Raw genomic sequence first — 11,670 nt, forward strand, 5'->3', positions numbered from 1 at the left:
TCGAGTAACAGGCCCTTATAGGGCCTAATCAAACCGCCCCTTGAAGGGGCGGTGCTGATTGCTGAACCGCAGGGAGAAGAAGCACTGCTCCTTGCCTTTACTTTCGCATCAGGGCATACTTTGCGACCGAAAATGTAACGCTCACCAGCCCTAAGGGCACATGAGGAATATTCGCACATGGCAATGCTTCTGCAATCACAGCGCCCCCCCAAACCCCTGTGGCGGGAATACGGCGAAGCTCTGTTCGTCGCGCTTATTTTGGCTCTGGTCATCCGCACCTTTGTGGTGCAGGCATTCAAGATTCCTTCGGAATCCATGGTCAAAACCCTGCTTGTGGGCGATCACCTGCTGGCAAGCAAGTTTTCCTACGGCATCAAGATTCCCTTTACCCACTCCTATATTTACAAGGGGAGCGATCCGGTCAAGGGCGACATCATCATTTTTGAATACCCCAATGATCCCAGCGTGGACTACATCAAGCGCATCATCGGGACGCCCGGCGACACCATTGAGGTGCGCAACAAGCAGCTGTTCCGCAACGGCGAGCCGGTAAAGGAATCCTACATCCGTTTTACCGAGCCTGACCGCATCCAGCCGGTGCGCGACAATTTCGGTCCGATTACCGTGCCTGAAGGCAAGTATTTTGTTATGGGCGACAACCGCGACAACTCTATGGATTCGCGCTTCTGGGGCCTTGTGGACCGCAGCGCCATACGTGCCAAAGCCTGGCGCATCTATTGGTCTTGGGGCGGTTTGGGCGATATCCGCTGGGACCGCATCGGCAAGGCCGTGCAATAGCATCTGGCGGTACATTCTGCTTGCGGGTGCGGGCAGGGGTTGCCCGGTGCGCCTGACGGCAAGACTTTTGCGGCGCGGATAGATGCAACCATCCGCGCCGCTTATCATTTGCAGGGTCAAGGAGAACGCATGGTTGTCCGTTTGAACAGCGGCGGGGTTGAGGGTGTGGATGCCTACCCCGTGGAACTGGAAGTGGACTTCGTGCGGCAGGGCCTGCCCGGCTTCACCATGGTGGGGCTGGCGGAAACAGCGGTGCGCGAGGCCAAGGACAGGGTCTTTGCAGCCTTGCGGGCCTGCGGCTTCAAGCTGCCCCCGGCGCGGATTACAGTAAACCTTGCCCCTGCATGGCGGCGCAAGAGCGGCGCTAGTTATGACCTGCCGCTGGCCGTTGGGCTGCTGGCCGCTGCGGGCATTATCCCTGCGGAACCATTACAGGGCATGTATCTTGCGGGCGAACTTTCGCTCAATGGCGCGCTGCGGCCAGTGAGCGGCGTGTTGCCTCTGGCTCTTCTGGCGCGCCAGCAGGGGGCCGCAGGCTTGGTGGTGCCCCCAGGCAACGGCGCGGAAGCTGCGGTGGTGCGTGGGCTCAAGGTGTTTGCGCCCGAGGGCCTTGGCCGCTGCGCATCCTTTCTGGCTGGCGCTGAACCGCTGGAGCCGCTGTGCGAACCCGTGGCCGATATGCTTGAGGCGCCGGCCTACAGGCAGGATTATGCCGAGGTCAAAGGGCAGGAGGCCGCCAAGCGCGCGCTGGAAGTGGCTGCGGCTGGCGGCCATAACGTGTTGCTCATCGGCCCGCCCGGCAGCGGTAAAACCATGTTGGCCCAGCGCCTGCCCACCATTCTGCCGCCGCTGGACTTTGAAGAATCCCTGGAAGTCACCAAGATTTACAGCGTTTCAGGCAAGCTGCCGCCCGAGGCGGGGCTCATGCGTGTGCGCCCCTTTCGCGCGCCGCACCATACCATATCCGACGTGGCCCTGGTGGGCGGCGGGGGCTATCCGCGCCCCGGCGAGGTGAGTCTTGCCCACCGAGGGGTGTTGTTTCTGGACGAACTGCCCGAATTTCGCAAGACAGCCCTTGAAGCCTTGCGCCAGCCTCTGGAAGGTGGCGTGGCGGCCATTGCGCGCGCCGCGCACAGTGTGAGCTTTCCTGCGGCCTGCATGCTGGTGGCAGCCATGAATCCCTGCCCCTGCGGCTATTACGGCGACCCCACGCACCAATGCACTTGCCGCGAGGAACAACGGGTGCGCTATCAGTCGCGCCTTTCCGGCCCAATGCTGGACCGTATTGACGTGCATGTGGAAGTCCCGGCCGTGGCCTATGCAGATTTTCGCGGTTCCGGCAGCGGTGCTTCATCAGCCCAGATGCGCGAACGGGTGCTCAAGGCCCGGGCAACCCAGAGGGCGCGCTACGGCACCAACGGGCCGCGCTGCAATGCGGAACTTTCCGGCGCGTTGCTTGATCAGCATTGCGCGCTGGATGCCGAAGGGCATGCCTTGATGGAGGCTGCGGTCAACCGTCTTTCCCTTTCCGCGCGGGCATGCGCCAGAGTGCTGCGCATGGCCCGCACCATTGCCGATCTGGATGATGCCGCCAGCATCGCCACGCGGCATCTGGCCGAAGCCGTGTCGCTCCGTGTGCTGGACAGGGGCTAGAATACGAATCTCTGGGATATTGCTGCATGCAAAAGCGCCCGTGGGCTTTTATACTCACGGGCGCTTTTGCAATAAATTTTTGCTGACACTTTAGCTGGCGTTGTTGGCAACGCGGCGGGCGGCCTGCCCGTCATTGTCATTGCTGCGCTGGCGGGCGACTTTTTCCACGTTCTTCTTTTTGTTCTTGGCCGTCTTGGTCGCCTTGGCCTGCTTGCTGTGGTTGGTGGCCTTGGCGCGGTGCACGGTCTGGGTACCCTCGCCCCGGTCGTTTCCGGCAAACTGATGGTATGCCTCTCGGGCATTCTTGCGGATGTCGGGGTGATACTTTTCGCGCGGCAGAGTGTCCAGAGCGGCCAGCACTGTGGGGGCCTCGTTGTTGCATACCTCAAAACCGGCATCCAGCAGGCGGAAGGCCTCAATGCTGCGAATCTGCGAATCGGGCGCGCCCATGATGACGGCCAGCAGGCGTTTGTCGCCCTTCAGCGCCGTGAAGACCAGATTGTAGCCCGAGGCGTTGATCCAGCCGGTTTTAAGGCCGTCCGCGCCAGGGTACTGCCCAAGAAGGGGGTTTTTGTTCCAGGTGACACGGCCCCGGTAGTTCAGAACATGGGTGTTATGGAAGCGCAGCGCATCGGGGTAGGCATGCAGATAGGCGCGGGCAAGGGTCAGCATATCGCGAGCGGTGGTGTACTGCCCCTTGGCCGGGAGGCCATGCGGATTAACAAAGTAACTGTCGCGCATGCCCAGATCGCGAGCCTTGGCATTCATCATGTTAATGAACGCGGGCACGGAGCCGCCCACATACTCGGCCATGGCCGTGCTGGCATCGTTGCCGGAAGAAACAGCCATGCCCGTGAGGAGCTGCTCGATCGTAACTTGCTCATTCTCGTTGAGGCCCATGCGCGAGCCGCCGGTGCGGGCCGCATTGCGGCTGATCGTAGTGGTATTGTCGCTGCGGGTCAGGCCGGAATTAATCTGATCCATGGCAAGAAACATGGACATGATCTTGGTCAGCGAGGCCGGAGGAATGCGCTGGTCAGCATTTTGCTCAAACAGTATGGCGTCGCGGTCAAGGTCGTATAAAATGGCGGAGCATACGCCAAGGGAACTTTGCGGCGGAACGGCCGGGGCCGAAACAGCAGCGCCGGGGTGTGACAGAAGAGCTGCACAAAGCAGGGCGGCGATAGCAAAGAGCGTGCGGAGCGGCAGGCAAAAACGACGGGTGCTGGTCATGCACAGTCCTTATGCGTTGGCTGGACGTCAAGCCTCAAGTGCGCTGCGCTACGCGGCTGCAACGGCTGGGCCGTGGGGTCGCGGGCGTGTGTGTTGAGGAAAGCCATGAGAAAAAGTTTAGAGATTTGCTAAATGGAACAACGCAATGCTTGTGTACTAAAGATGGGCAGTTATGGCAAGCGGGCAGTGCTTTGCTACTTTGCGCGATTTTTGCGCGATGTAGCGTTGGTCCGTTAGGGTGCCTCTTACGTCCACTCCATTGCCGGCCATATCGAGGGGCAAGCGATTCATTATTTAGTCTGGTGATTTTTGACTAATCGATGAACAATTGCAGGTTTGCGATTATTCATTTCTGAAATGAGAAGTGGAATGATTTTATGATAGATATTGCATAATATGCCTGTGTATGGAGAGCGTGCAATGGATGAATATGCACCTGTCGTGGCAGTAAAAAATGGAATGAAGTATCTTTGATTTTTTGTAATATGCAAATTGTCTATTGAATGGCGTATCGCACGTAATATCCTAATGACATGAAATATGACAAGGAGGCTACAGTGTTGGACATTCCCCGCATTTTCACCATCACGGAAAGCGAACACCGCATCCATAATCCGTATACGTCAGAAAAGCTTGCTACCCTCGGCGCTGCATTGCGGCTCAAACCCGGAACCCGCATGATCGACCTTGGCAGCGGCTCCGGCGAAATGCTCTGCACATGGGCGCGGGATTACGGCATCACAGGCATTGGCGTAGACATGAGCCCGCTGTTTTGCGGGCAGGCACGGCTCCGCGCGCAAGAGCTGGGCGTTGCAGGCATGGTAGAATTTGTCCATGCCGACGCGGCAGGTTACGTTGCGGCTGAAAAGGTTGATCTAGCCGCTTGCGTTGGGGCCACATGGATAGGCGGCGGCCTCGCGGGCACCATTGAGCTTTTGACGCAAAGCCTTCGACCCGGCGGGACAATCCTCATCGGCGAACCGTACTGGCTGTGCATGCCGCCCACGGAAGACGTTGCCAGAGGCTGCGGCGCAACCGCCATTGCCGACTTCCTCACCTTGCCGAAGCTCATCGAATCCTTTGGCAACCTTGGCTATGATGTTGTGGAAATGGTTCTGGCAAATCAGGATGGCTGGGACAGGTACGAAGCGGCCAAGTGGCTGACCATGCGACGCTGGCTTGAGGCCAATCCGGATGACGACTTTGCCCAAGAAATTCGCAGCCAGTTGACCAGTGAGCCAATGCGTTACACCATGTATACGCGCGAGTATCTTGGCTGGGGAGTGTTTGCGCTCATGGCGCGGTAGGCAAGGCTGCCTTCGCGAAAGGCATCCCCAAAGATATCGCTCCCGAAAAAGCGCAAAAACCGCCATGCCTCGAATCCATGAAAGAACGGGGCATGGCGGTTATGCGTGATTGAGTTTTGTTTGGGCCTAGGCTTTTTCCAGCTCTGCTATAAGTTCGGTCAGGGCAGAAGACTGGCGCTTAAGGGCCTCAACTGCCTTGGCGGCCTCCTGCATTGCAGTTGCGGTGCCCTCTGCAATGCTGCTCACGGCAGATACGGAGGCATTGATCTCGCCTGTGGCGGCAGACTGCTGCTCGGAAGCCGTGGCGATGGCGCGCACCTGATCAGAAGATTCCATGGCGAGGCTGACAATACTTCCAAGCAGGCTTTCTGCCTTGTTGACCTCCTGCATGGATTTTTCAAGCACTTCCTTGGTGCTGCCCATGCTGCCGAGGGTTCCGCGCACGGCCTGTTGGATGGAATCAATGGAGTGCCCCACCTCGCGCGTGGCGGTCATGGTTTTTTCCGCCAATTTGCGTACTTCATCGGCCACTACGGCAAAGCCGCGTCCTGCCTCGCCCGCCCGGGCTGCCTCAATGGCCGCATTGAGGGCCAGCAGGTTTGTCTGGTCGGCAATATCTTCAATAGTCTGGGCAATGGCCCCGATGGCATCGGCCTTGTTGCTCAGGTCGTCCACCGAGTCGCAGGCAGTCTGGAAATCCTTGTGAATGGCGCTTACGTCCTGCAGCACTGTTGCAAACTGCTGCGAGCCCTGCTCGGCGGCATGGCGGGAGTCTTCTGACAGATTTGCGGTGGTTTCCGCGTTCTTGGCTATTTCGAGCACGGATGCGCTGAGTTCTTCCACGGCAGAAGCTGTTTCCGTAATCCTGTGTGTTTGCGTTTCCACACCTTCCGATGTCTCATCCACACGGGCAGCCAAACTGCCAAGGGCTGCGGTGAGGGCCGCCACAACCTGGCTCAGGCGCTGGGCGGCATCACGCATGCCTTCTGTTCTGGCGCTTTCGGCCTTGCGGGTGGCTTCTTCTGCTGCATGCTGGGCCTGCTCGGCATTTTCTGCGCTTACGCGGGCCTCGGCGGTGCGGTTATCAGCCTCGCGCATTTTTTCTTTCAGTGATTCCAACATGGATACCATTGCGTTGCGCAAAACGGAAAATTCGCTCTGGTAGGCGGATGAAATGGGTGTTTCAAGATTGCCAGCCGCAACAGAGCGGGAGAATGAGGCCAGGGAAAGAATAGGGCTGATGATGGTTCTGTTCAGCACGAGGATAACTACGCAGGCCAACACAAGAAGTATGCCCACAGCACCAATAGCTGTACAGCTGTTGTTCTCAGCCAGTTGCCGGGCCTCTGCAAAAAGTTCGGCATCAGGGATAGCTATGCCAAGCCCCATGCCCGTGGGCGATACGCTGTAAAAAACCGTGGTGGGCTGGCCGTTAACCATAATGGCGTACTGTGCAAGGCTGCCGGGCGCGGTAGTGGTAAGCTCGTTTTTTGCCCCGTTGAAGGGCAGCTTTGTCACCGGCTGCAAGAGCAGGGCGTTGTCAGCGGGGAATGCGGCGATGAGTCCGCTTCTGCAATCAACGGCAAAAGCGCGGGAATTGGGAGTGATTTTTATACCATCCACAGTCTTGCGGAGGTTTTCCAGGCTCACGTCGAGAGTGGACACGCCGACAATACGCTCTTGGCGGTCATGCATGATGCCAGCCACGGTTATCATGAGCTTGTGAGAGGTTTCGTCCAGATACGGGGCAGACCAGTAGACGCTGTCCTGACGTTTTTTGCTTCTGTCCCATTGCTCGGGAATGGCCTGGGTATACCATGGCTGCCTGGGGTAATCGTACTCAGGCGTGCTGTATTCCATGGTCATTTCAATCTTGCCTTTGTCCCAGTAGGCATAGGGGCCGTAATAGCGCTGACCTGCCCGGAATGCCCCCGGCTCAAACCAGAGGCCGCATCCCGAAGCCTCGGGGTAGCGGGTGAGGTTCGCCTTGAGCATGGCTGCAACGTCATCGCTGAGATCCGCTTCGTGCCCCTGCTGGACATGACGCAGATTTTGTCCGGCGATGGCAATGGCGGCTGCGCCTTCCTGCACCAGCGCCATATATGTGTTAATTTTTTCTGCCTCGGTGCGGATGCTCTGTTCAACCGCTGTTTTGGTCTGCTCGTTATATTCCTGCTCCATGGTCGTCATATTGAGCAGCAGCAGAATATACCCGCCAAGCGATACCAGCATCATTGTGCTGACAAGCAGCAGTGCCTTGAATTTAACAGAAATATTCATTCTTCCCCCTATGCTGGTTCTTGTCTTGAAAACTTATCGGAGCGGGCAGGATAATAGTTTAGATGTTAAATTGAAATCAACATTCAATTTTAATGACAGGGGGCACAAGAGATTTCCACCCAGGGTGCGCTCATGTAGCGAACCCTGGGTGGAGCTGTGTTAGGCTGAAAGAATCCGTAGTGGACAGATGCGCCCGACAATCAGGCGTGGATCACGAACTGTTTCAATTATCCATGCGAAAATCCACACGGATTTTATACAGTTTGGTGGCAGGCAGGTTAAGAATGGCAATGCCGGTGGCCTCGGTGAGGGCATCAAGCGTGGCCTGGCTTTCTTCACGCGAGGGGCTGATAAGCGTGAACCAGATATTGTAGACATGCTCGCGCAGATAGTTATGCGTCACGCCGGGGCAGGCGTTTACCCGGGCCACAAAGTCGTCCATCTTTTCGTCTGGTACCTTGGCGGCGCACAGGGTGGATACAAAGCCCAGCTTGGCCGACTGGAAGTTGGCCCCCAGACGGCGGATGATCTTGCGGGCCTTGAGGCCGCGCACACGTTCGAGCGCTTCTTCCTCACCGATGCCAAGCATCTGACCCAAATCTGCATAGGGGCGCGGGGTGAGGGGAAAGCCTGTCTGGATGATATCCAGCAGCTGGCGGTCAACGCTGTCCATCAGCGTTTCTGTGGTGGCGGAGGTGGCCGCGTGGGCCGTGGGCTGCGTCATGGCGTTCCTCATGTGGCTCAGGGGTTTTCCTTGCGGCGCAGTTTGGCCGGAATGTAGGTGCACAGGGGTTCTTCACCCATGTGGTCGCCGTCCATGCTGTGGGCGCGGGCGCGGCAGCCGCCGCAGACCTTGTGGTATTCGCACACGCCGCACTTGCCCGTGTAGCAGGACTGGTCGCGGAACTGCAAAAAGTATTTGCTCTCGCGCCAAATCTGCGGGAAGGGCGTTTCGCGCACGTTGCCGCAGTTCAGTTCGAGGTAGCCGCAGGGCTGTACCTGCCCCACGTGGCTGATAAAGCAGAAGCCCGTGCCGCCAAGGCAGCCGCGTGTGAGGGCGTCCATTCCGAAGGTTTCGGGCGTAACGCTGATGCCTTCTTCCTTGGCGCGCTGGCGCATGATGCGGTAGTAGTGCGGCGCGCAGGTGGCCTTGAGGTGCATGCTGGTGCTTTTGCGGAAATCATACAGCCAGTGCAGCACGTCTTCGTATTCCTGCGCGGTGATGACCTGATCGGCCAGTCCGGAGGCGCGGCCCATGGGCACCAGCAAAAAGATGTGCCATGCGGCAGCGCCGATGCGCTCGCACAGCTCAAAAATCTTTTTGAAGCTGCTCAGATTGTTGCGCGTGACCGTGGTGTTGATCTGAAAGGGCACGCCCACGGATTTGAGGTATTCGATGCCGCGCAGCGAAGCTTCAAACGCGCCGGGTACGCCCCGGAAGCTATCGTGGCTGGCGGCGTCCGGCCCGTCAATGGAAATGGAGCAGCGGTTGACCCCGGCATCCTTGATTTTTTGCGCGTTCTCGGGGGTAATGAGGGTGCCGTTGGGCGAAAAGGCGCAGGGCAGCCCCTTGCTGTGGGCATAGGCCACCAGCTCGTACACGTCGGCCCGCATCATGGGGTCGCCGCCTGTAAAGATGATGATGGGTTTGCCCACCTGCGGAAAGGTATCGATGAGCGCCTTGGCTTCCTCTGTAGAAAGCTCGCCGGGGTACGGTTCCGTGTGGGCCTCGGCGCGGCAGTGCTTGCAGGCCAGGTTGCAGGAGCGGGTCACTTCCCAGGCGATGAGGCGACAGGCGGGGCTGCCGTCTTCAAGGGTGCGCAGGGGGGCTGATATGTCGTCGGGATGCCCGGCGGAAGGGTGGCCCGCAGCGCCTGCGGGGTGTCCGCCCGGATGACCAGCGGGATGCCCGCCCGGGTGTCCCATGGTGTGAGGATGATTGCTCATTATCGTGCCAGTCCTTCGCGCAGGATGGTTTCTGTAAAGTAGGTGATGATCATGTCCGCCCCGGCGCGTTTCAGGCCCGTGAGGGATTCCAGCATGACGGCGCGTTCGTCAATCCAGCCGTTGAGGCCAGCCGCGCGGATCATGGAGTATTCGCCGCTCACCTGATAGGCGCACAGGGGTACGCTGGTATTGTCGCGCACGGTGCGAATGATGTCGCTGTAGGGCCCGGCGGGCTTCACAATCAGGGCGTCCGCGCCTTCTTCTAGGTCGGCAAAGGCCTCAAGCAGGGCTTCTCGGGCGTTGGCCGGGTCCATCTGATAGGATTTACGGTCGCCGCAGGCCGGAGCGCTTTCCGCCGCTTCGCGGAAGGGGCCGTAGTAGGCCGAGGCGTATTTGACGGCATAAGACATGATAGGCGTTGCCGTAAGGTCGCCTTCGTCCAGCGCCTCGCGGATGGCGGCTACCCGACCATCCATCATGTCGGAGGGGGCGACCATGTCCGCGCCTGCCGCCGCATGGCTCACCGCTGTTTTGGCAAGCAGGGGCAGGGTGGCGTCGTTGTTCACTTCGCCAGAGGGCATGAGTACGCCGCAATGCCCGTGACTCATGTATTCGCACAGGCAGACGTCAGTGATGACGTAAAGCTTGGGCCAGCGGTGCTTGAGCAGACGCACGGCCTCCTGCACGATGCCGTCCTCGGCGTAAGCGCCGGAGGCGTATTCGTCCTTGAGTTCGGGAATGCCGAAAAGAATGACGGATTTCAGGCCTGTATCCACGGCCTTTTCCACCTGTTTTTCCAGTTCGGCAAGGCTGAGTTGGAACTGACCGGGCATGGAGCCTATTTCTTTGCGAAAGCCCTTGTCGTCAGTTTCCACAACGAAGTAGGGCATGATGCAGTCTTCAACCAGAAGGGGCGGGGTTTCGCGTACTAGGGAGCGCAGTTCCGGAGTGGCGCGAAGGCGGCGGCCTCTATGGAATGTGGTCATGGCTGTTGTCCTTTATTCTGCGAGTTGCAGGTCGGTGCTTGGCCAGCCTGTGCGGCAATGCTGCCGGTGATGCAGTCGTTATTCTGCATGGCAAATACGCGGCTGGCGCGACTGTTGTTTGCACAGCGGCTGCCGGGTGCTTTGTGCAGTATCAGTATGCCCTTGTGTTCGTATAAAAAACAAGCGGCGCGCCTGGGCGGAACGTAGCGGGCTACGACCGAGGCGCGCCGCCATGCTTGCACATTCAGCGGAAAAAGGGCTGCGCCGGAGCGCTACTTGATGCCGATTTCCTCATCCGTCAGATAGCAGGCAGGATCCTGAGCCCATTCGTCGCCGTAATAGGCTTCGGCGCGGGCGCGGAAGTTGCCGCCGCAAATGTTCAGGAACTGGCACTTGGCGCAACGGCCCTTGACGTGGGCTTTCTTGTCCTTGAGCTTGTGCAGCAGTTCGATCTGCGGGTCGTCCCAAATCTGCGAGAAGGGGCGTTCCAGCACGTTGCCAAAAGTGTGGTCGCGCCAGAACTGGTCGGCGTGAACCTTGCCGTCCCACGAAATACAGCCGATACCGCGACCAGAGCTGTTGCCCTCGTTGTACTGCAAAAGCTCAAAAACTTCTTCGGCACGCTTGGGATCTTCGCGCTTCATGCGCATCCACACGTAGGGGCCGTCGGCGTGGTTATCGACAGTGAGGATTTCCTTGGGCTTGCCAGCGTCGAAAAGGGCGCGGGTTTCGTCCATGATAAGATCAAGCACGTGGCGGGTTTCGGCGTGATCCAGATCTTCCTTGATCAGTTCGGAACCACGGCCAGAGTACACCAGGTGGTAGAAGCAGGCGCGGGGCACTTCCAGATCCTTGAGCAGGCGGAAGATACCGGGAATTTCAGACACGTTGCGCTTGTTGATGGTAAAGCGCAGGCCCACCTTGAGGCCTTCGGCCTGACAGTTGGCAATGCCTTCGAGCGCTTTTTTGAAAGCACCGGGCACGCCGCGAAACTTATCGTGCACGGCTTCCATGCCGTCCAGCGAAATACCAACGTAGGAAAGCCCCACTTCCTTGAGTTCGCGGGCCTTTTCCTTGGTGATAAGCGTGCCGTTGGTGGAAATAACCGCGCGCATGCCCTTGGAGGTGGCATGGCTGGCAAGCTCCACCAGATCCTTGCGCACCAGCGGTTCGCCGCCGGAGAACAACATGACCGGCGCGCCGTAGGCCGCCAGATCATTGATCATGGTCTTGGCCTGCTCGGTATTGATATCGTCCGAGCCGTCAACTTCAATGGCGTGGGCGTAGCAATGCACACATTTGAGGTTGCAACGCTGGGTCATGTTCCAGACCACAACGGGCTTCTTATCTTTGGAGAACTGCAGCAGGTGCGAGGGCAGCTTGCCCGATTCGCGTCCGTAACGCAGGGCGTCGGAAGGCTCGACCTGTCCGCAATACAGCTTGGAAATGCCTATCATGGCCTTGTC

9 protein-coding genes are annotated in these 11,670 nt (G+C 58.8%); 3 read left to right on the forward strand and 6 right to left on the reverse strand.

Features of this window, described 5'->3' with window-relative positions:
* Nucleotides 1-177: 177 nt before the first annotated feature.
* Together lepB and JMF94_RS12110 are read left to right on the forward strand one after the other, a co-directional pair.
* Entirely contained in the window at nt 178-798 is a 621-nt protein-coding gene (gene lepB / locus JMF94_RS12105; RefSeq protein WP_240825378.1) for a signal peptidase I, read from the forward strand.
* A 129-nt stretch (nt 799-927) separates the two neighbouring features.
* Nucleotides 928-2,451, forward strand: a complete 1,524-nt coding sequence (locus JMF94_RS12110) for a YifB family Mg chelatase-like AAA ATPase (protein ID WP_240825379.1) — start codon at nt 928-930, stop codon at nt 2,449-2,451.
* 90 nt (nt 2,452-2,541) lie between these two features.
* On the opposite strand, the gene JMF94_RS12115 is transcribed toward JMF94_RS12110, so the two are convergent.
* Nucleotides 2,542-3,684, reverse strand: coding sequence for a D-alanyl-D-alanine carboxypeptidase family protein (locus JMF94_RS12115; protein WP_240825380.1), 1,143 nt, complete (start codon nt 3,682-3,684; stop codon nt 2,542-2,544).
* 560 nt (nt 3,685-4,244) lie between these two features.
* Here JMF94_RS12115 and JMF94_RS12120 point away from each other — a divergent pair.
* Nucleotides 4,245-4,991: a class I SAM-dependent methyltransferase gene (locus JMF94_RS12120; RefSeq protein ID WP_240825531.1), complete on the forward strand. Its 747-nt coding sequence runs from the start codon at nt 4,245-4,247 to the stop codon at nt 4,989-4,991.
* A 126-nt stretch (nt 4,992-5,117) separates the two neighbouring features.
* Here JMF94_RS12120 and JMF94_RS12125 read toward each other — a convergent pair whose 3' ends face one another.
* The 5 genes from JMF94_RS12125 to ahbC form a co-directional block, all read right to left on the reverse strand.
* A complete protein-coding gene (locus JMF94_RS12125) occupies nt 5,118-7,271 on the reverse strand; it encodes a methyl-accepting chemotaxis protein (RefSeq protein WP_240825381.1) in 2,154 nt (717 codons plus the stop codon).
* Nucleotides 7,272-7,494: 223 nt separating this feature from the next.
* On the reverse strand, nt 7,495-7,995 hold the full coding sequence (locus tag JMF94_RS12130) for an AsnC family transcriptional regulator (protein WP_346770023.1): 501 nt from the start codon (nt 7,993-7,995) through the stop codon (nt 7,495-7,497).
* Between the two features lie 17 nt (nt 7,996-8,012).
* Entirely contained in the window at nt 8,013-9,218 is a 1,206-nt protein-coding gene (ahbD, locus tag JMF94_RS12135) for a heme b synthase (RefSeq protein WP_240825382.1), read from the reverse strand.
* On the reverse strand, nt 9,218-10,204 hold the full coding sequence (gene hemB / locus JMF94_RS12140) for a porphobilinogen synthase (protein ID WP_240825384.1): 987 nt from the start codon (nt 10,202-10,204) through the stop codon (nt 9,218-9,220). Before hemB ends, ahbD begins: the two co-directional genes overlap by 1 nt.
* A gap of 272 nt (nt 10,205-10,476) precedes the next feature.
* Complete coding sequence (gene ahbC, locus JMF94_RS12145) at nt 10,477-11,661, reverse strand: 12,18-didecarboxysiroheme deacetylase (protein WP_240825386.1); 1,185 nt, start codon at nt 11,659-11,661, stop codon at nt 10,477-10,479.
* Between the last annotated feature and the right edge of the window lie 9 nt (nt 11,662-11,670).

It is taken from the genome of Desulfovibrio sp. UIB00 (genome assembly GCF_022508225.1).
Taxonomy (GTDB): Bacteria; Desulfobacterota; Desulfovibrionia; order Desulfovibrionales; family Desulfovibrionaceae; genus Desulfovibrio.

Excerpts from the sequence above, each read along its gene's own strand:
- lepB (WP_240825378.1), top strand. The coding sequence starts at position 178 with ATGGCAATGCTTCTGCAATCACAGCGCCCCCCCAAACCCCTGTGGCGG.
- JMF94_RS12110 (WP_240825379.1), top strand. The coding sequence starts at position 928 with ATGGTTGTCCGTTTGAACAGCGGCGGGGTTGAGGGTGTGGATGCCTAC.
- JMF94_RS12115 (WP_240825380.1), bottom strand. The coding sequence starts at position 3,684 with ATGACCAGCACCCGTCGTTTTTGCCTGCCGCTCCGCACGCTCTTTGCT.
- JMF94_RS12125 (WP_240825381.1), bottom strand. The coding sequence starts at position 7,271 with ATGAATATTTCTGTTAAATTCAAGGCACTGCTGCTTGTCAGCACAATG.
- JMF94_RS12130 (WP_346770023.1), bottom strand. The coding sequence starts at position 7,995 with ATGACGCAGCCCACGGCCCACGCGGCCACCTCCGCCACCACAGAAACG.
- ahbD (WP_240825382.1), bottom strand. The coding sequence starts at position 9,218 with ATGAGCAATCATCCTCACACCATGGGACACCCGGGCGGGCATCCCGCT.
- hemB (WP_240825384.1), bottom strand. The coding sequence starts at position 10,204 with ATGACCACATTCCATAGAGGCCGCCGCCTTCGCGCCACTCCGGAACTG.
- ahbC (WP_240825386.1), bottom strand. The coding sequence starts at position 11,661 with ATGATAGGCATTTCCAAGCTGTATTGCGGACAGGTCGAGCCTTCCGAC.